Genomic DNA, 20,045 nt, shown 5'->3' on the forward strand with positions numbered 1-20,045 from the left:
CCTGGAGAAGTACCAGTTTGCCAAGCACTTGTATGATAATAAAAACATCCCAATAGATAAGGCATGTAAACAAGCGGGTATTAGTAAAACGACTTTTTATAGGATTGAGAAAAGTAACAGTCTTGGCTAATTGCTTTCAAAAGTTTTTAAATTTGTGATGACTCACAGCTTATGCAAGTGAAACGAAAGTGAAGAAGTCGTTGTGAATTGCTTTCAAAAGTTTTTAAATTTGTGATGAATCACAGCAATATCAGATAAAGTCATATCTCGCAATCCGTTGTGAATTGCTTTCAAAAGTTTTTAAATTTGTGATGAATCACAGCCATTTTTCATCATTTCTCCAATTCCATCAAGTTGTGAATTGCTTTCAAAAGTTTTTAAATTTGTGATGAATCACAGCTTTCTTAGTGAATCCTATTTTCTCTCTATCGTTGTGAATTGCTTTCAAAAGTTTTTAAATTTGTGATGAATCACAGCAACTTTCATTGAAGGCAAAGCTGAAATTAAGTTGTGAATTGCTTTCAAAAGTTTTTAAATTTGTGATGAATCACAGCAACAGCAGAATTGGTTGAAGAGTGCGAGTTGTTGTGAATTGCTTTCAAAAGTTTTTAAATTTGTGATGAATCACAGCCTTTCCCGGCGAATATTTTCGATCTTATATGTTGTGAATTGCTTTCAAAAGTTTTTAAATTTGTGATGAATCACAGCTAGACCGTGAATGGTGGAACTCAAACATTAGTTGTGAATTGCTTTCAAAAGTTTTTAAATTTGTGATGAATCACAGCCAATTCGTTCAATGGAAACTTTATTTTTCAGTTGTGAATTGCTTTCAAAAGTTTTTAAATTTGTGATGAATCACAGCAAATATTGACATCTTGGTTGAAACTACATGGTTGTGAATTGCTTTCAAAAGTTTTTAAATTTGTGATGAATCACAGCAAAATCCTGATAAGAAAGCATGGTCCCAATGTTGTGAATTGCTTTCAAAAGTTTTTAAATTTGTGATGAATCACAGCAAACGCACCATTTCCAATCTTTGGCATTACGTTGTGAATTGCTTTCAAAAGTTTTTAAATTTGTGATGAATCACAGCTATTTGGTTATTTATCTATTTCCGAAATGTGTTGTGAATTGCTTTCAAAAGTTTTTAAATTTGTGATGAATCACAGCAAGGAGACGAAACCTCCATATAATACGTTAGTTGTGAATTGCTTTCAAAAGTTTTTAAATTTGTGATGAATCACAGCCCAACGGAGCTTTTGTTGATATGACGGTAGGTTGTGAATTGCTTTCAAAAGTTTTTAAATTTGTGATGAATCACAGCCCATGATATTTCTGCAACTCGTACATAATAGTTGTGAATTGCTTTCAAAAGTTTTTAAATTTGTGATGAATCACAGCTGCCGGATAATAACTTACTAAAGGTTTATAGTTGTGAATTGCTTTCAAAAGTTTTTAAATTTGTGATGAATCACAGCTTTAGGGTATATTTTAGTTCACCAATTTGTGTTGTGAATTGCTTTCAAAAGTTTTTAAATTTGTGATGAATCACAGCTTTCTAAATCGATCAGTGTTTTCGGAAGCAGTTGTGAATTGCTTTCAAAAGTTTTTAAATTTGTGATGAATCACAGCAGTATTCCCTGATGTTATCGGAGAACTTAAGTTGTGAATTGCTTTCAAAAGTTTTTAAATTTGTGATGAATCACAGCAAGGTAGCTATCATTACTTTCGACGGTGAGGTTGTGAATTGCTTTCAAAAGTTTTTAAATTTGTGATGAATCACAGCTGAAATTTTGACCTGAGCCTATCCATGTGAGTTGTGAATTGCTTTCAAAAGTTTTTAAATTTGTGATGAATCACAGCCAATAAAACCCAAAGGTTATACCTGAATTAGTTGTGAATTGCTTTCAAAAGTTTTTAAATTTGTGATGAATCACAGCCCTGTGATTTAACTGATAGATGGACATTCTGTTGTGAATTGCTTTCAAAAGTTTTTAAATTTGTGATGAATCACAGCCCAGATGAAATTTAATGCGATGACCAATGAGTTGTGAATTGCTTTCAAAAGTTTTTAAATTTGTGATGAATCACAGCGTTGCCGATGGTGCGGTCGTATCAGTTCTAGTTGTGAATTGCTTTCAAAAGTTTTTAAATTTGTGATGAATCACAGCCGAACAAAATGGTAGAGATTTCTCCATGAGGTTGTGAATTGCTTTCAAAAGTTTTTAAATTTGTGATGAATCACAGCATCATTTGTTGAGTGTTAACGCTCCAATGAGTTGTGAATTGCTTTCAAAAGTTTTTAAATTTGTGATGAATCACAGCTTTTGACCACATTTTTCGCAATCCTTGCTGGTTGTGAATTGCTTTCAAAAGTTTTTAAATTTGTGATGAATCACAGCACGGGGAACGATTGAAAACGGGGGATTTAAGTTGTGAATTGCTTTCAAAAGTTTTTAAATTTGTGATGAATCACAGCCGGTCAGTATAACAAAGACGGTCGTTTGCAGTTGTGAATTGCTTTCAAAAGTTTTTAAATTTGTGATGAATCACAGCAAGTCCGCAAACATTACGTTTATAAAAAAAGTTGTGAATTGCTTTCAAAAGTTTTTAAATTTGTGATGAATCACAGCTTGGGGAATCAAAGTAGTGCTTACGCCAGGGTTGTGAATTGCTTTCAAAAGTTTTTAAATTTGTGATGAATCACAGCATATTGTTTATAATTAGGCATGTAACCAAAGTTGTGAATTGCTTTCAAAAGTTTTTAAATTTGTGATGAATCACAGCGAAGATGGAAGCAACAAGTTCATGCAATGAGTTGTGAATTGCTTTCAAAAGTTTTTAAATTTGTGATGAATCACAGCTTTCGGAATTATACTCATGATTCCCATTATGTTGTGAATTGCTTTCAAAAGTTTTTAAATTTGTGATGAATCACAGCGATAGCGTGATAGTGAGGGCGACCAGTACGGTTGTGAATTGCTTTCAAAAGTTTTTAAATTTGTGATGAATCACAGCTAATCCAAAAGAAGCAAAACCGCCGAATTAGTTGTGAATTGCTTTCAAAAGTTTTTAAATTTGTGATGAATCACAGCAAACGGATATATTGACAAACTTGTGTCAAAGTTGTGAATTGCTTTCAAAAGTTTTTAAATTTGTGATGAATCACAGCAAAGCGAAAGCGGTTCAATCAATCAATCAAGTTGTGAATTGCTTTCAAAAGTTTTTAAATTTGTGATGAATCACAGCTAACTCGAATAAATCAAGAATCCATTCGATGTTGTGAATTGCTTTCAAAAGTTTTTAAATTTGTGATGAATCACAGCATTACAAATGAAGCGGAATTTGCAAAGACGGTTGTGAATTGCTTTCAAAAGTTTTTAAATTTGTGATGAATCACAGCCTCAATTTAAAAAACCTCCAATTAATGGAGGTTTTTGAGGTTTTATTAGGATTCAAAAAATTAAAATAATTCTAACTGTTGGAATGTTGGCGGTGGTTCTTCTTTATTCCTAGCAAAGAAAATTTCAATATCTCCAAATTGCTTATCGGTAATGCACATAATGGCAACTTTCCCAGCTTTAGGCAACATCGTCTTAACTCTTTTTATATGGACTTCTGCGTTTTCGCGACTTGGACAGTGTCGTATGTAAATGGAGAACTGAAACAAAGCAAATCCATCGTCCTCCAATCTTTTTCGAAAGAGCTGAGCTGCTTTTCTATTGGCTTTAGTTTCAGTCGGCAAATCATATAGAACCATTACCCACATAATTCGGTATGCGTTGAACCTTTCGGCATTCATTATAACTCAGGATAAGCAATTTGTCGTTTCTCTCCTGTATAACATTTGTATAGAGAGATCATTGTTGTTTTTACCGCTACCAATAATGGTCTGGTTTTGTCCTCAATCAAAACATCTTTTGTTACTATTTGCAAAAGATAAGCTTTGAACTCTTTGGTCAGTTCTTCAGCTTCTGGATTTTGTTCCAACCACTGCATAACCAACAAGTCTATGTATGGACGATAGGGCTCCATCATGTCATCAGCAAGACAATATGGATTGTATTTGTTTTTATGAAAAATACCTAAAACCGGTATAAGTCCTGTTTCCACAACCGCACGCGCAACAATACTTCTTAAAACAGAATATCCGAAATTAAAGAATTGATTAGGAGAATCTCCAAACCTTTGTCTTAAAAAATCGGGTGCAATGAGATATTTCCAGTAATGTTGAGCTGCAATTCCTTCCATATTAGTTAAGTCTCCACTCTTCACATTTTTATGATATGTCAACATGGGTTCATGATAATTGCCCAACTTGATGAGGACTTGAGACTGATTCCAAATTTTAGCTTCTACTGTTTGTTTCCAAAGCTGTTTTTTAAGAGGTTCACTCGCCTCCAGTTGGTCTTTTACTCTTTCAGAATATTCCGTATGACCATAAAGAGGAAGCATGATTCCGTGTGGTAAATGATGGGCATCACAACTAATAATAACTACATTATTACCAATTAAACGTTGAATCAATTGGTGCGAAATAGTAATTTGAAAATGGTCAAGCATCAACAAACCTAAATCTTCTATAGGAACGCTTCCTTTTTCTTCTTTGGTTTCAGGACAAAGAACCTTCATCTGATTATCTTTAAGTTTCAGATAAGTAGGATTGCCAATATAAATAGAGCGATAAAGCATAATTAAAACTTATACTCAACTGTTCCGTCCATCTTCATTTCAAAATCTTTACCTTCTACGATAAAGTTCCATTGTGTTTGAGTTAGCCTTAAGAAAATTTGCTTTTCATCTAAATTCACCGAAGAGAATTCTGGATTAGCTTTCTTGAGTTCAGTATCAATTCCTGCTGCTAAATGATGTCTAAATTTTATTCTACCATCTGATTCAAATTGATACATTTTATACAGGCGATTAGAGAGTTCTTCTTTATCCAATTCTTTTAATTCTTCTTTATTTTCTTTATAAAACAGAACCTTATCTCCACTCTTCAAAATTTTATATAAAGGAATTTGTTTTGTATTCTTTCCCTTGCCTGATTGTATAAAAGAGAACTCGGGCTCGTTATATAGTGTATTAATATCTTTTAGTTTTAAATCTGCTAATTCTACAATAGATAAAATCCTCATACCTCTTCCCTCCTCACTTTTATATAGTAAGCAATAGGGATTCTCCGCATTTTGAGCTAAGGTATGTTTTTTATAATCTTTATCTGATTCGAAACGGTGTGAATGAATTTTGACTGAAGTGTCATATTTCAAGGATTCAAAACATCGAATTCTTCTTATCTGATTAACTTTTTTTCCTTTTTTATCCAACATAAAGACACCATTAGTAAGAGCTGTTTTGAAGTCAGTGTCTTCTACCTGCTTTTTAATCATTTCAAAAATTGCTTTGTCAACAATTACTTTTTTGATTTCATCTAAATTTTTAAACCCTGGTGAATTGGCATCTTTTTTATACAGCAATGGCTTACGAACAACAAGTTTTACTTCCTCATGAAGTTTCATTTTTTTATTTTCATCAAACTGTATTTTATTGTCCTTATCTCGAATAGGTTGTTTGATAGCACCATAAAAAGTCTCGCCATGCAATTGACCTCTTATGGTTTCTCCCTTAGTTATACGTTTGGTTTTATTTCCTTCAGAATCTATATCATAAACAATTTTTCCACGTTTACGAACTGTTTTGTAGGTTGGCGTTAGTGTTCGGTTATCTATCAGGTTATTGATTAAAACTTTGTCTTGTATTTCTAATACATAATTTTCAGAAAAGTCATCCCAATCCAAAGGTTTTTCATGATAGGTTTTTCCAGAATGTTTGTCTTTTTCCTCATTATATAGTTTAAGTATTCTTTCTCTATGAAAGGCATTGGGAATTAATGTAAGAATTATCGCATCTTGTGCATGATGGCTATGAACATTGCGGTCTTTTTTCTCTGAAGCTAGTTTAACGTTATATACTTCCTTGAAGGAATTAACCACGCCTCCTTTTTCTACACTTACCTTTTTGAATAACGATTTCAGATATGGCAAAGCATATTTGGTAATAACCTGTGTATCTCGAATTTGGCTATTTCGCCAACCAGCTTTGTATTCAGCTACAGTAAATGTTTTTAGTTTTTCTTTTAAGTAATCCAAATCCATTTTTGTTATATGACCTTGTTGAATACAGTAATCTTTGTAAGCTTTATCTTTTGCGGTTGCAGAACTTTTTCTCCAAGAATCAAGCTTTTTTTCTAAATCTTCAATTTTGGACCATCGTTCTACTTTTGTTTTTTTTCCTTTCTTCTCTATTTCCTCAAAGCTTCTTTTGCCAAAAATATTTTCGATGTTGCCAATTATCGGTAATGTTGAAACTCCACCAACAAATTGTTCTGAATCATAATTCAACAATTGTGTAGGAAACTGTTTTCCCTTATGAACTCTGTTAAATTGCAGATCAGCAATGGTTAAGTTTTTTAGTTCGTTATCAAAACTAATACTTGCTGGAATCGTGTGTTCAAAGTCAAACTTATTACCTTCGATTAATTCTATAAAACTAATTGTTTTCCCTGTGTACATACAGATTTTACCCTGTTCGTGCCAAAGGCGTACTTTTTTGACTAATGTATTTTCATCAATGAATTTTTTGTCTGGAAATTGACTTTTGTATCGTTGTATTTCTTCTCTAAATTTTTCATTTTCTTTTTCACGTGCATTCTGCCAAATCTCGATGGCTTTTCGTTTGTTTTTATCATTAAGTTCTCTTGCTATTTCTACAACTAGCCTTGTATCTTCATCAATTTTTCCTTGTTGCAATAAATAATTGATAAGATTTTTAAGTTTATGTAATGATTTTAAAGCCATCGGATTTTTAAATCCTTTACTCAAAGGTTCTGGGTTTCCTAAAAGTTTAATAGAACGACCTAAGTATTCAGCTTCTGGATTTTTTGATAGAAACTTGTTAATGTTCTTTGGATTTATGTAATAGTTTTTTCCATTCATTTCATACTCTTCGTGTTCCACAGCTTCCGCATAATTTTCCTGTTCAGAAGGATGCCACAACAGTTTCTTTTTCTTTTTTATTTCCTCCTCTTCGTCCCAATGTCCATAGTTTTCGTGTAAATAATGGAAAATTTTGTCGTGAATCCGATAAGGTTTTAAAAATAAATCCTTCATATCTCTCAACGGTTTTTTCAAAAATTTCAAGAACTCATTTGAGACAAATTCAATGATTTTATTTTTTTCTTTTTGACTTAGTTCATTCCATGAGTCTTCACCGAAAGTATCTATTATTTTTGTCAAAACTCTTCTTTTTTCACAATCATCTAGATCTCGATTGGTTGTTATATAATAGCGATTAGGATCGTTTAATTCATCAGTAATTAAACTATTAACTATTGTCGATTTTATCCTTTCATTAGATTCATTATGGATAATGACAGAAAGTTCTTTTGATAGATTGTTTATTAAAGATTCGGTAATTTCTTTTTCTCCTAATATTTTGCCAAGGTTTGCCAAATAAACCGCATGGCTATACAGAAATCCTCTTTGTAAATAAGGCAATATTTTTTTGATGGCAGATAAACTCAACGTAGCATATCCTTGTTGTAATTTAATTTTAGAAAATTTAATAGCCTTTTCTTCTTCAAGATTAAGTTTTTCTAAGGCAAATTGCTTAAGATTTTCTTGGCCATCAAACGTACTGAGAACATGCCAAATATCCTCAAACGTATAAAAGTTCCCCTTTCTTTTTTGTTGATTGGGGTTACGATCGTGTATGTTATTCCAACCCAATTGATTTTTCCAATCATCTCCAAAAACATCTTGAAAACTTTTCAATAATCTTGCTGAAATGACTTTGGTTTTTTCATGATGTCTTGACAAACGTTTTGCCCCATCTTTTTTGAGTTGTTTATCTATCACACTCAATTCAAAATCATTGTTTGATTTATAAAAAATGGGATATATTTTTTCCCGAAGGTATATTTGTATGTCTGTTTCAAATGGTGGAACAATATTTAGATTATTAAGAAAAACCCAAGTTCTATATTCTTCATAAAGAGGATGGTTGACTTGAACTCTTTTTTTATGAGTTTCATAAATACAATTTCCAACCAATCCTTTTTGGGTACGTAAAGGTCTTTGCCAAATAATTGATTTCCATAGTTTGTTATAGTCTTCATTAGCCAATTTTTGAACTTTACAAATTTCTTTCAATTCATTTTCATAGTCTTTTCTTAAATTATATCGTTGTCTAATTCGCCCTCCATTTTCTTTTTGATAATAATATAATGCAGCTCCTAAAGTTTTGTGCATTTCAATAAAATTTTCAATGTCATTTCTTCCTTTGGTTCCTGTTTTATCACTACCTTCGAGCATTGTTCTCGCCTCTTCTTCATCACGACCTTTAAACCCTCTTCTTTGAACTAATTGATAAAAAACTCTGCCCAAGATTTCAGGATAGTCATCAAATATTTTTTTAGAGTTCTCGTCCACAGCCAAAGCTCTAAAAGCATAATAACTCTCATGTTTATCTTTACCAAATAAATGGAAATCTGGTTTTCCGTCTCCATCGAAGTCGAACCGCAACCAATTAATGAATAATTCAGATTGTGGATATTCTCTTTTTTTACCTTTCCTATATTTCTTCCAATTTTCTAATTCTTCTATTGACAGAGGACACATTTTCTTTTGGATGAGAAATTCCAACAGTTGATATTTTCTATATTTTTCAGCTTGATAGTTTCTTCTTTTTCCTCGGCTTTCTGTACGTTTCTGAACTTTTGGAAATTCATTACCTTTTTCTGAAGCAACACCCTTCTCAAAAGTAACCACGCCATAATCCTCAATTTGGTTGGTGTCTAAATACGGATTTCGTATTGCCCAACCAATAGAGTTAGTTCCAAGGTCTATTCCAAGTGTTTTAGTCATGATTTGCAATTTTTAAGTATAAATATACGATGTTGATTATAAAATATTTTAAGGTTTTCCGTAAAAATTCTAAAAATAAATCAGTACATTTGAATCATTGAAAGCAATTCACAATAAGGCTATAAGCCGAAGAAAATCTTTAATCCTGCGTACTCCGTGGGATTTTTTTATTCTAATCTTTGTAAAGTATAAAAGTGAAGTATGGGAAAGGCAGTATATATGGGACAAAGTTTGTTTAATACTGTAGATAATTTATGTAATCAACATTTTCTTACTATTTGCTTTTTATGCCCAAGCATTTCATACTAAATAAAAGTTATTCCGTTGTGAAAACACTTAAGGTGGGCAACTCGTCTTTTTTTTTATTTCCAAGTCGCATTAGCGTTTTCTCCCCATCTCCCCTATTTTGAACTTTGTTCTCTCCCATTTTAACCAAAAAATAATATTGGTATTTGAATTATATAAAATAATAAGATATTTAAAGTAATCAAACATAATTAATATAAAAATAAAAAGAATTATTATAATTAGTAAATCAATATAATATATAAAATGATATAGATTAGTATAATAAAAGAAATGAAAATCATATATGCAATAATTTATTTTAAATATTTTATTACTTGTAATATTTTAATAATTCATATATTTGAATGTTCAGAATATTTATATATGTCAATTATTTCTATTATTACTCAGAAAGGTGGAGTAGGTAAGACTACGACGGCAATCCATGTAGGTGCGGCGCTAGCTCAAAAGAAAGGTGTCAACGTACTTTTAATCGATTTTGATAGCCAGCGAAATTTATCCATGGGTTATGGTATCGAAGAAGATTATCCCTACACGATTAAGAATTTCTTAGATAACACTGGTGAATTCAGATTAAAGCATCATGGTAGTTCCAATGTTTATATTCTTGCAGGTGACGCATTGTTAGAAGAAGATGATTCTTATAATCGTGATACTCTAAAAAATAATCTTGATAACCTTTTGGAACAAATGCCTTTTGATTTTGTTTTAATTGATTGTCCTCCAAGACCATTAATGAAAAAGCTTACTTTAGGTGAAATGGCATTATGTGCATCCGATTATGTGATGTCGCCAATCGAAGCAGAGCAATACTCTTTTGCAGGTATTGATAACCTTTTGCCTTCGTTTCTTAGTATTAAAGAAAAACACAATCCTAAACTTGAGTTTCTTGGTTTTTTCTTTAATAAAGTATTGACTAATACTGTGAATTTTAGAAAATATACTGAGCTGATTAAGCAAGAGAAGGATGCAAGTGACTATTTCTTTAAAACATTCATAAGACAGGATATGAATATTGAAAGAGCAAAGCAGGAAGGGAAAAATATATTTCAAATTAGTTCCAGCAGTCGTGCAGCTGAAGATTATAAGAATTTAGTAAAAGAAATGAAATCCAAAATAAAGAGATATGAAAGCTAATTTGTTTAAAAATTTCAAAACTCTCAAAGAGAAGGAGGAGGAAAGAAAAGGAGCGGATGAAGTAAAAGTGGATAATGTCTCCGCATTGGTCGATGAAAAGAAAACCACAAAGAAGGTAAATGTATCTGAAAAAAAGATTGAAGAGGTCAAATCTGTTTTAAAGGAAACGCAAACAAAGCAAGAAGTGGCTCCAACAAAGATTGTTAAGAAGAATAGACCTGTTAAAAAGGAAATTCTAGAGGCAAGAGCAGCTCTGTTGAATAACGGTAATCAGGGAGACTATTCAAAAAAGATTGATACAGATCAAGGAAAGAGAACATTTACCATATTTTTGAAATCAACCTCATTAGAGTTCCTTAAAGATTTGGTTTTTTATAAAGCTACGGCTGAAAGGCAAATATTCTATAATCAGTCTGAAGCGATAGGTGAAGCTTTGGAATTATTGATGCCAAGTTTTAAAAATATTAGTCCAAGACCCGACTTCATTAGAGAACAAGAAAAGAATAAGAAGGGTGGACGCAAACGTAATTCTGATGAAGTATTTGACTCTTCAACAACGGTTTATATTTCAGGACAATATTTTGATTTCATCAAAGATGTTACTTATAACAAGGTGATTTCTGGAGACTTATATTATAAAGATTGGGATTTGTTGGAATCAGCAATTTCATTGGTAAAGAAGAAATACGGAGACAATATCCAACCTAGACCCGAATATATTAGAGAAGATGAAAAACTAAGAGGAAGACGAAAAGCAGATTCTTAATGGGTTATTCAGTAGATTGGAATAGAGTTCGTTTTGAGATTGACATTGAGCAATATTTTTTGTTCAAAATGGGAAGCGCATACCATTTTGATAAGTATAAAAAAGCTTATGTTCAAAAAAATGATGGTGAACACGGAGACATTATCCGTTTTTTTCACCATGAGAAAACCGGTGTAAAGATGTATTATTCCCTAATTAATCATGACAGCGGAGACATTATCCAATTTATTAAAAAGAGAATCTTACAAAATACTGATCCGCCAGTAGAAGATATTAATCACGAAATCAGTGGTTTTACGGGTCAATCAGCTAAGTTCATGGCTAATTGTATGAATGTTCACTTTCATAAATCAGCAAAAGAAACTGATATTAATGCAGAATATGTAGCATACGGAAACATTATCCCAAAAATTGAACAGCATAAAGATTATTTATTATTGTTTCGAAAACTGTCTTGGAATATTTTGAATTCAGAATTATTCAACGGTATTTTCTTTACTTATAAAACTAATATGGCAGAAAGTTTAGCCTTTAATATTAGTGATATCGAAGGAAATAGAGTAGGGGTTGTTCGTATTCAAACCGCAGATAATGAATACTTTAATAAAAAATGGTTTGACAAAAGCTCAAGAAATGGGATAGGGTTTACTTTTAGTCAGTTTCTGGCTAATACGGAGACATTATCCATTTTTGAAAGCATTTTTGACGCTATTAGTTTTCATGAGCTATATTCACCGGAAAAAACCCAGTATTGTTCTACGAACGGAGAGCTTAGTTTTAGGAAGGCAAGATTAATTAGCGAGTATTATATCCAAAAAGACTTCAAAAGGCTTATTTTGGGTAACGATAGCGATTTAGCGGGTAATTATTTTAATCTAAATATTATTTCTGCATTTATTCCTGAGGTTAACAGTGTTAGGAAGTCTGACAAGAACATTTGTATAGAAATACATTCGGAATCAACTAATAATAAGGTAAAAATATTATCTCATTTTTTTAAAAAATCTACTGTTAAGTTCGAATTGGACGACCTTTCGGAATTACCACAGTCCTACTTTACGGAGACATTATCCCAAAATATGTCAAATTATTTCTTTATGATTGCAAATACAAAAGAGTCAATCCAATTTGTGATAGATTTGCTTTTGCGAATTTGGAATTATGATAGGTTCATCACCATTAAAACTCCTTTAAATAAGGATTTTAATGAAGATCTTATTCATTTAAAAACAACAAATCATGGCTAAAAAAGAACATAAACCTGTTGCAAAAAGAGATGCTTTAGTTTCAAAACCAAGAAAGAAAGTTTTGATTTCTAATGACTTCCGAGAGATTCTTATTTCTCAGGAAACGTCAATCATTGAGCAAAGAATCATTACAATGATACTTTCTGCAATCAAAGACGAGCAATCTCTTTTTATCACAACCAAGACTCCTTTTGCTGCGGAAGAAACTGCAAAACAGCTTTCTTTTGATGATTATTTTGAAGGTTGGGCGCATCAAGGTGTTGTTGATTTTTCGGTTTCTATTAACGATCTTAATCCTGGTAGGAAGATGAAAAACTCTGTTATACAAGAGGCCTTGATTAACATGACCAATATTAATTGGCTTAGACTTAAAGACGAAACGATTAACGGATACAAAGCCGTACCTTTTATCCAGGAGCCAAGCTGGAATAAGAAGAACATCTATTTCAAAATGGATAAGGCTGTTATGCAACATCTTCTCAATATGGCTCAGTATTATTCGATTAAGAAAGATTTGTCGTTCAACGCGTCTACCAACAATACGCTGCGATTCTTGATGTGGTTGGTGAAATTTAAAAAGTTAGGAGGCATTGTAAAAGAGTACACACAGCTTCTAAAAGAGCTCTTTATCCCCATCAATAAGTATGAGGGTCACTACAGATTCGAACGTGACTTTTTGATCCGTGTAAAGGCTGATTTGGATAACTTTAATGATATTAGTTTTAATTATTCTTACAAGGAGGGTAATTATCATTTCGTGATATATAATACACAGAATGCTATAGGTTATGATGATAGGTTCCCTACGTTAGACGATTTACAGATAGCCAGAGCTTTGAAATATCTTAAAAAACAAAGAAAATTAGACGACCAACAATTAAGAGTGATGAAAAAGCTATACGAAGTTAGAGGATATAAAGAATTGTCTCAACATTTAAAGAGAAGAGTGGATCTGGAATTAACTGGAGAAGCATACATAAAGGCTGTCTTTTCACTACTGGAAACCGTTTAAGGATAATGTTTCCGACATATTGGATATTATTTCCGATATATTGGATAATGTTTCCGCTTTTTTGGATATTGTTTCCGCAAAGAAAGGATAATGTTTCCGTGTTTTTGGATAATGTTTCCGCTCTTAGACTAATCAAATTTATATGAACCACCATTATTAATGGATTCTTTACCTAACTATTGTTCGCACTTAATTATATTAATAAAATAATAATTTTTTTAAATATATAATAAATGTAAAAACATGTTAATTAAATAGGGGAAAAGTAAATATTCACAGGCGCTTGGTTAGCAATGTTTTAGGTTTTTATAAAAATTACTAAAATTCGCATTAAAGTTGGATATTGTCTCCGTAATTCGCTATACAAAGATTTTTTTTAAGATTTAGTTTATATGAATTCTAAGTAATAAATTTTATAAATATATAAAATAATGTATTGTGTATATTATATTTAATTTGTAAAATAAACTTATTTAATTAAACGATAACTTATATTTTCTTAATTATTAGACACTTAAATAATTTAATGAAAAGCATTTTCTCCGCAATATTTTTTTATAATTCCTTCCGTAATATTCTTCATGGCTTTTCCATTTTCGGGGTTTAATCCGTAATGAGTAAAAAAGGAAACTTTATTATTCGCCTTATCATACCAAACTTTTCCCATTGCATTTTCAACTGTTAAGGTATCCGGTCGAGTTATTCGTTTGATTTTTAGTGTTTCTTCATTAAGTTGTACCACATGATAATCGTCCATTTTTTCGTCACAAAAAATAGGAATATACATTTCTCCGTTCCAATACATACATTCTTTTTTCTTTTCATTGATGATTGGGTTATTTGTTTTTTCCTTTCCTTTTTCAGAAGGATAAATAATAGGAGTGGAGATTGTATTTTGACCATCTTTTAGTTTATTATTTTCGGCAATATTCGAATCTAATATACCTTGCTTTCTAGTTTTTTCTCTATTAAAAATATCGTATTGATTTAGAATAATTCCTGCTATAAAAAGAAGGCCAATCAATCCAAATCCGCTTCGTTTTTCTATAAAGCGAGAAACTCCAAATGCTATATTTTCCTTTATACTAAGAAGAGTGAGCAAAATTTCTTGTAAAACAGAGTCTTCTTTTTCTTCTAACCTTTTTTCACTTTCACAAAATTCTTCAAAATTGTTATAACCAACATAAATACTTAATTGATCTAAAGTAATGTCATCAATATCATAGTCAGTATTTTCTTCTAAAATTCTTTTAAAATAGCGAGCATAAGTTCTTTCATCTTTTGAAAATTCAAATTTTTCCTCAAAAAGAGAACTTATATAAATAGCAATAGAATTTCTTGTTCCTCTTGGAAGCTCTAGTTTAGCTTTTTCGAACACTTTTTTTAGTAAAATCTGTTTCTTTTTAAACATAAAGTTTGCTTTAAAAGTTAAAACAAAGTCCAAGTTAGACAATTCTTTGTCTATAGAATTATGGATTCCCGTAAAACAGAGGCTTTTTCGGAATCCCTCTTTGTCCATTCACTGTCTAAGTTATTGAGGCTCCTTCATCGTTACTTTGTCTTGTAAATCAGTGATAAACAAAACATTGATAAACAAAGTTACAAAACTGATTTTAAAAAATGTGATGCAAAGAACAGTTGGAAACAACTGGCTTTGGGAAGCGGTTTTTTCTCTTCTGTTCCGAGCATCATTACTTCCCAAAAATTTAAGAAGCGCTTCTTTTTTTAATCTGAGTCCCTGTTCAAAACCTGTGTTTTGAATACACCAGAAAATTATCAAAATCTTAAATTTTAATATAATGATTGATTTCATTTTAATATTGTTGGGATTAGCATTTAGCAATTCTGACGCAAGTACAGTAACGATGGATAATACTGATCTAAATCAAACAACGCAAGTGACGAATTCTGCTGAGAGTGAATCGGATACGGGAGGAGAGACAATACTTATTCCGCCTAAAAGATAATTTTTGATATAGTCGCAAATAAAATTGCGGCTATTTTCTTACCTTAGTACAGTGAGAAAAAAACTTATTCTTTTTAGTCTGATCATCATATTTTCTTGCAATAAGAGAGTAAAAGAATTGAATAATAAAATCGAAGGAAACGAATTTTACTTAAAGGGAGAGTATCTATATGAAAAAAATAATGATAGTGCTTTTATATATTTTAATAAAGCATTTAATTATTTTAAGGAAGAAAAAGATAGTGCGAATGCATATAGCTCTTTAATATATCAAGCTTTCATTCAATATAAAAAAGGAGATTTTTATGGATCAGAAGAAACGAATATAAAAGCCCTTAAATTCTTGGGAAATGAAAAAAAGAATTTAATATCTGTTTATAACACTATAGCCGTTGTTAGAAATGATTTACAAGATTATAAAACTGCTTTATTTTGGTACAAAAAAGCTTTAAGAGTTACTAATGATTCTTTAGAAGAAGCTAAAATTCAAAATAATATTGCTATTGCTTACTCTAAACTTAATGAATATGATAGAAGCATAGATATATTTGAAGATTTATTAAAACGAAAAGAAATCAGTCAAGATAAACGATTAGGAGCCACAATTATAGACAACCTTGCCTATACCAAATTTCTTCAAAATCCTATTTACAATGCAGAATCCGAGTTAAGAAAAGCTTTAAAAATAAGAGAAAATGAAAATGATCTTTGGGGACAGAATGCCAGTCATTCTCATTTATCTGATTATTTTCATGATAAAGACAAAACAAAATCACTTTATCATGCTCAAAAAATGCTAGAAATCGCCACTCAACTTAAAAGTCCTGATGACAGGTTAGAAGCTCTTCAAAAATTAATTTTATTAGAAGATTCTGATAACTCAAAAAAGTATTTTCAACAATACCAAAAATTAAATGATAGTTTACAAACTGCGAGAGCGAAAGCGAAAAACCAGTTTGCTTTAATTCGATATGAAACTGAAAAAGAAAGGGCTGAAAATGCTCAGAATAAAATTAAAATTTTACAAAGAAATATCGCACTTGGAATTTTAGGTTTAGCTTTTTTAATAGGTTTCTTTTGGTACAAAAAAAGAAAAAAACGTCTTGAGCAAGAAAAAGAAATTTTAAAACAAGAGAAGGAAATCGAAGTCAAAAATACGCAGTTAAAATACTCTAAAAAAGTTCACGATGTTAGTGCTAATGGAATTTATCAAGTCATTTCAGAGATTGAAAATAATAATGATTTTAATAAACTTCATATTTTGGATATGCTAGAGAATATCTACATAAAAACTAGGGATATTTCCTACGAAGACATTTCGGACAACCCGAATAAAGAGTACCAACAACAAGTTTTTAATCTTATCAATTCTTTTTCATCAGATTCTGTAAAGTCTGTTGTCATTGGAAATGAGGAAAAGTTATGGAGTGAAGTTTCTCAAAAAATAAAAGCTGAAACTTTATTGATTCTCCAGGAACTTTTAGTTAATATGAAAAAGCACAGTCAAGCACAGAGATTTTCTATTTTTTTTGAATTAAATGATGATCAATTCTTTATGAATTATACTGATGATGGAGTAGGATTGCGCGAAGATTTTAAAAAGAACAATGGACTTCAAAATATGGAATCCCGTATTTTTTCTTGTGGTGGAACAATTACTTTTGATTCAACAATTCGGGTAGGAACTAAAATAACTGTTGCCTTTCCATTAAATTAGATGCTAATGTTTAAAAAAGTATTGGTTGCGGAAGATTACGAAAGTTCAAGCATTTCGGTCCAAAAAGCATTGGAAGATCTCCAAATTGTAAACGCGGTATATGTCAATTATTGTGATGATGCTTTTAATCTTATCAAAAAGAGTATTTCGGAAAAAGAATCTTTTGATTTGCTGATTACTGACCTTTCCTTTGATGAAGATCATAGAAAACAAGACATAAAATCTGGGACTCAACTTATTGCAGAAGCTAAAAAGATTCTTCCTCAATTGAAAACATTAGTGTTTTCGGTCGAAAAGAAACCTCAGATTATCAAAACCCTTTTTGATGAACAAAAAATTGATGGTTTTGTAAACAAAGGTCGACAAGATGTACACGAACTGAAAAGGGCGATTGATTGCATTTATAAAAACGAAAAATATATTTCTCAGGACAACATTGTTAATCTCAGACGAAACACGATTGAATTAACTACGGTTGAATATACCATTCTAAAACTCTTATCAGAAGGCACTTTGCAAAAAAACATTCCAGATATTCTTAAAGCTAAAAAGATGAAACCAAGCAGTTTGAGTTCAGTAGAGAAATCCTTGAATCAGCTCAAAGACTCTTTTGAAGCCAAAAGCAACGAGCAATTAATTGCCATTTGTAAGGACTCAGGGATTCTTTAATTTCTTAAAAATAAGTTCTCACTGCAAATTCAAATTGATCCATAAAAATAGCCTTGAAGCTGGAGATATTATTTTGTTCATAGAAAAGCAACATCGCTTTTTTGTAATCTATTGAATCCACTGTTCTGAAGGATAGAGGACAATAATTATAGTTCATCAGAATCGCATTACTCACGATTCTCGCCGTCCTTTTATTTCCATTCATAAAAGGTTGGATGTATGAAATCAAAACCAATGTAAGCAGAGCTTTTTCGAAAATATTTTCTTTCTTATTAATCACAGCGCAAGCGGACCTAAGTGCTTCTAAAATTTGAAATTCGTTATCAAGCGGTTTATAATTGGTTCCAGAGATACCCACACGTCTTTTTCTGAGATTCTTTTCTACACCCAATTCTTTTGTGAGTATATTATGGATATCTTCAATTTTTGAAACGCTCAGCGGAGAGAGATAATCTTTGTTTTCAATAATAAAATCCAAAGCTTCTTTATGATTGAGAAGCATTACTGCTTCTTCCTTAGTTTTTCCGGATGCCGTTTGTTTTTCTTTTAATAAACGCTCTGTTTCTAATAGGGAATAGGTATTACCTTCTATTTGAGAAGATTTCCAACTCAGATCAATAGCAAGTCTTTCTAATTCTTTTTGGTAATCGGAAGGATTAAGGTCTATGATGTTGTTTTCGTATTCTTTTTGAAGCAAATTAAGCTTGTCTAATTCATCTTTTGTGAAGACCGAGTTTTTGGTAAGAATTTCATTGACTAATTCGAAATTGAACGTTTCTTTAATCTCTCTTTCATCAATTTCGCTTTCGTAATATTTGTTAATATCAATAGGTTGAATCAATTCAAAAGTTGGTGAAATAGAGTATTTGGTTCCTTTACCTTGACCTTCTGAAACCACAAAATTATCGGCGACCAACTTTGTTAAAGACCGTTTTAAAGTGGCATAACTAACAGAGGCTCCTATGTTCTCAAAAATTTCTTTTGAAGAACTTCTCTTGTTTTCTTTTATGAAATCTATGATTTGTTGGTCTCTTTGATTAATCATTTTTATTTTGTAGCTCACAAATATAATCTTTTAAGCTCAAATTGTACTGATTTTGATTAATATTTTCATTCACAATGAGCTACAATTTTTCATAAATCAAGAATCTTACGGTTTTCCGTAAGGAAAGGTCTGATTATCAATTTACTTTTGAGAAGTTTAATCAATAAAAAAAATCAGTTATGTCAAAAAAACCAATAGGGACAACTGCCAAAACAGCAGAAATTTGTCCCGAATCAGGAGTATGGAAAGTTATTGGAACACCATCGACAACAGCTCCCATTGCTAAAGGAAATAAAATGCCTCCTTATGGTGGAAAAGCTGTTACATGGAAACTTATTCAATATGCTTAACCAATTTGAAGAGAAAGAAATTCTACTCTACAAATTAAGAAAATAAATTATTATGGATTATAAAGTTGTACCCTTTATTGCGAGTATTAATCAACAGAAAGAGAATTCGGGTGTTGTCGCAAGACAATTAGAAGAACTTATTAAACAGTACTCTGATACAGGTTGGAAACATGTGAGATTAGAAAGCGTTTCAACCTTCATTCAGCCAGACAATGGGTGTTTTGGTATTGGTGCGAAACAAGGATATATGTCTTCATATCAAATGGTTGTCTTTTGTAAAGATGAAGTATCTCCTAATCCTAATTATTAAGTTTTATTGGAAGATTATTCCTCCTTCTAAAAGAAGAAAATGCATTTTTAGAACAAGTTGCTCTAATTATGTATATAAAACAACAATAACTAAGGGATTTTTGGAAGGAATTAAAGCTTTGAAATATAGGTTGAAAACATGTAAACAAGGATTTCATCTTGTTGAAAATCAACACGGTGAAATCCAAATTATTCTATCCAATTTTCAAATTATAGAAGAAAACGAAATTTCAGAAAGATTTATAAAAAACAAAACAAATGGGGAAATTTGTAATCACTAAAAGAAAAGACGGCGAGTTTCAATTCAATTTGAAAGCCGGAAATGGAGAAATCATTTTAACCAGCGAAGGTTATAAAACCAAAGATGGGTGTAAAAAAGGAGTTGAATCGGTTAGGGTGAATTCTCAAATCGATTCTCGATTCGATAGAAAAGTTGCTACCAACGACAAATATTATTTTGTCCTAAAAGCAGGAAACGGTGAAGTTATCGGGAAAAGCCAATTTTACAGTACCATCCAAGGTATGGAAAATGGAATCGAGTCTGTAAAGAAGAACGCTCCTGATGCAGAAATTGAAGATGAAACGACTTAATCT

The 20,045-nt window shown here is 31.3% G+C and carries 16 protein-coding genes, 1 pseudogene and 1 CRISPR repeat array; of the genes and pseudogenes, 11 read left to right on the top strand and 6 right to left on the bottom strand.

Features of this window, described 5'->3' with window-relative positions:
- Position 1: 1 nt before the first annotated feature.
- A pseudogene (locus AC4AGG_RS02760) lies at positions 2-100 on the top strand (helix-turn-helix domain-containing protein); the annotation flags it as partial.
- 22 nt (positions 101-122) lie between these two features.
- Positions 123-3,403: a CRISPR direct-repeat array (repeat unit 47 nt; unit sequence GTTGTGAATTGCTTTCAAAAGTTTTTAAATTTGTGATGAATCACAGC).
- Between the two features lie 60 nt (positions 3,404-3,463).
- Here the strand turns inward: AC4AGG_RS02760 and cas2 are convergent.
- The 3 genes from cas2 to cas9 are packed head-to-tail and all read right to left on the bottom strand — an operon-like array spanning position 3,464 to position 8,924.
- Entirely contained in the window at positions 3,464-3,802 is a 339-nt protein-coding gene (gene cas2, locus AC4AGG_RS02765) for a CRISPR-associated endonuclease Cas2 (RefSeq protein WP_489770454.1), read from the bottom strand.
- Positions 3,802-4,692 (bottom strand): type II CRISPR-associated endonuclease Cas1, encoded by an 891-nt coding sequence (gene cas1, locus AC4AGG_RS02770; RefSeq protein WP_489770455.1) that lies wholly within the window; start codon positions 4,690-4,692, stop codon positions 3,802-3,804. Before cas1 ends, cas2 begins: the two co-directional genes overlap by 1 nt.
- Positions 4,693-4,694: 2 nt before the next feature.
- The gene (cas9, locus tag AC4AGG_RS02775; RefSeq protein ID WP_489770456.1) at positions 4,695-8,924 is read right to left on the bottom strand and encodes a type II CRISPR RNA-guided endonuclease Cas9; all 4,230 of its coding nucleotides are present in this window, start codon (positions 8,922-8,924) and stop codon (positions 4,695-4,697) included.
- 672 nt (positions 8,925-9,596) lie between these two features.
- Here cas9 and AC4AGG_RS02780 point away from each other — a divergent pair.
- From AC4AGG_RS02780 to AC4AGG_RS02795, 4 genes are read left to right on the top strand one after another with little or no spacing between them, the layout of a single operon-like run.
- Entirely contained in the window at positions 9,597-10,370 is a 774-nt protein-coding gene (locus AC4AGG_RS02780) for a ParA family protein (RefSeq protein ID WP_489770457.1), read from the top strand.
- Positions 10,360-11,136: a hypothetical protein gene (locus AC4AGG_RS02785; RefSeq protein ID WP_489770458.1), complete on the top strand. Its 777-nt coding sequence runs from the start codon at positions 10,360-10,362 to the stop codon at positions 11,134-11,136. The genes AC4AGG_RS02780 and AC4AGG_RS02785 overlap by 11 nt, the downstream gene beginning before the upstream one ends.
- Positions 11,136-12,383, top strand: coding sequence for a toprim domain-containing protein (locus AC4AGG_RS02790; RefSeq protein ID WP_489770459.1), 1,248 nt, complete (start codon positions 11,136-11,138; stop codon positions 12,381-12,383). The genes AC4AGG_RS02785 and AC4AGG_RS02790 overlap by 1 nt, the downstream gene beginning before the upstream one ends.
- Positions 12,376-13,395, top strand: a complete 1,020-nt coding sequence (locus AC4AGG_RS02795; protein WP_489770460.1) for a replication initiation protein — start codon at positions 12,376-12,378, stop codon at positions 13,393-13,395. The genes AC4AGG_RS02790 and AC4AGG_RS02795 overlap by 8 nt, the downstream gene beginning before the upstream one ends.
- A gap of 523 nt (positions 13,396-13,918) precedes the next feature.
- Here AC4AGG_RS02795 and AC4AGG_RS02800 read toward each other — a convergent pair.
- Both AC4AGG_RS02800 and AC4AGG_RS02805 read right to left on the bottom strand, forming a co-directional pair.
- A complete protein-coding gene (locus AC4AGG_RS02800) occupies positions 13,919-14,806 on the bottom strand; it encodes a hypothetical protein (protein WP_489770461.1) in 888 nt (295 codons plus the stop codon).
- A gap of 120 nt (positions 14,807-14,926) precedes the next feature.
- Positions 14,927-15,208 (bottom strand): hypothetical protein, encoded by a 282-nt coding sequence (locus AC4AGG_RS02805; RefSeq protein WP_489770462.1) that lies wholly within the window; start codon positions 15,206-15,208, stop codon positions 14,927-14,929.
- 271 nt (positions 15,209-15,479) lie between these two features.
- Between AC4AGG_RS02805 and AC4AGG_RS02810 the strand changes: the two genes are divergently transcribed.
- On the top strand, positions 15,480-17,078 hold the full coding sequence (locus tag AC4AGG_RS02810; RefSeq protein WP_489770463.1) for a tetratricopeptide repeat-containing sensor histidine kinase: 1,599 nt from the start codon (positions 15,480-15,482) through the stop codon (positions 17,076-17,078).
- 6 nt (positions 17,079-17,084) lie between these two features.
- Entirely contained in the window at positions 17,085-17,747 is a 663-nt protein-coding gene (locus AC4AGG_RS02815; RefSeq protein WP_489770464.1) for a response regulator transcription factor, read from the top strand.
- A gap of 4 nt (positions 17,748-17,751) precedes the next feature.
- On the opposite strand, the gene AC4AGG_RS02820 is transcribed toward AC4AGG_RS02815, so the two are convergent.
- Positions 17,752-18,792, bottom strand: coding sequence for a Fic family protein (locus tag AC4AGG_RS02820; RefSeq protein ID WP_489770465.1), 1,041 nt, complete (start codon positions 18,790-18,792; stop codon positions 17,752-17,754).
- 179 nt (positions 18,793-18,971) lie between these two features.
- Here AC4AGG_RS02820 and AC4AGG_RS02825 point away from each other — a divergent pair, with 179 nt between their 5' ends.
- The 4 genes from AC4AGG_RS02825 to AC4AGG_RS02840 are packed head-to-tail and all read left to right on the top strand — an operon-like array spanning position 18,972 to position 20,042.
- On the top strand, positions 18,972-19,142 hold the full coding sequence (locus AC4AGG_RS02825) for a hypothetical protein (protein ID WP_489770466.1): 171 nt from the start codon (positions 18,972-18,974) through the stop codon (positions 19,140-19,142).
- Between the two features lie 52 nt (positions 19,143-19,194).
- Positions 19,195-19,452 (top strand): hypothetical protein, encoded by a 258-nt coding sequence (locus AC4AGG_RS02830; RefSeq protein WP_489770467.1) that lies wholly within the window; start codon positions 19,195-19,197, stop codon positions 19,450-19,452.
- Positions 19,424-19,732, top strand: coding sequence for a membrane protein insertion efficiency factor YidD (gene yidD, locus AC4AGG_RS02835; RefSeq protein WP_489770468.1), 309 nt, complete (start codon positions 19,424-19,426; stop codon positions 19,730-19,732). The genes AC4AGG_RS02830 and yidD overlap by 29 nt, the downstream gene beginning before the upstream one ends.
- Complete coding sequence (locus tag AC4AGG_RS02840) at positions 19,710-20,042, top strand: YegP family protein (protein WP_489770469.1); 333 nt, start codon at positions 19,710-19,712, stop codon at positions 20,040-20,042. The genes yidD and AC4AGG_RS02840 overlap by 23 nt, the downstream gene beginning before the upstream one ends.
- Positions 20,043-20,045 lie beyond the last annotated feature (3 nt).

It is taken from the genome of Chryseobacterium sp. CG10_8, from assembly GCF_058117085.1.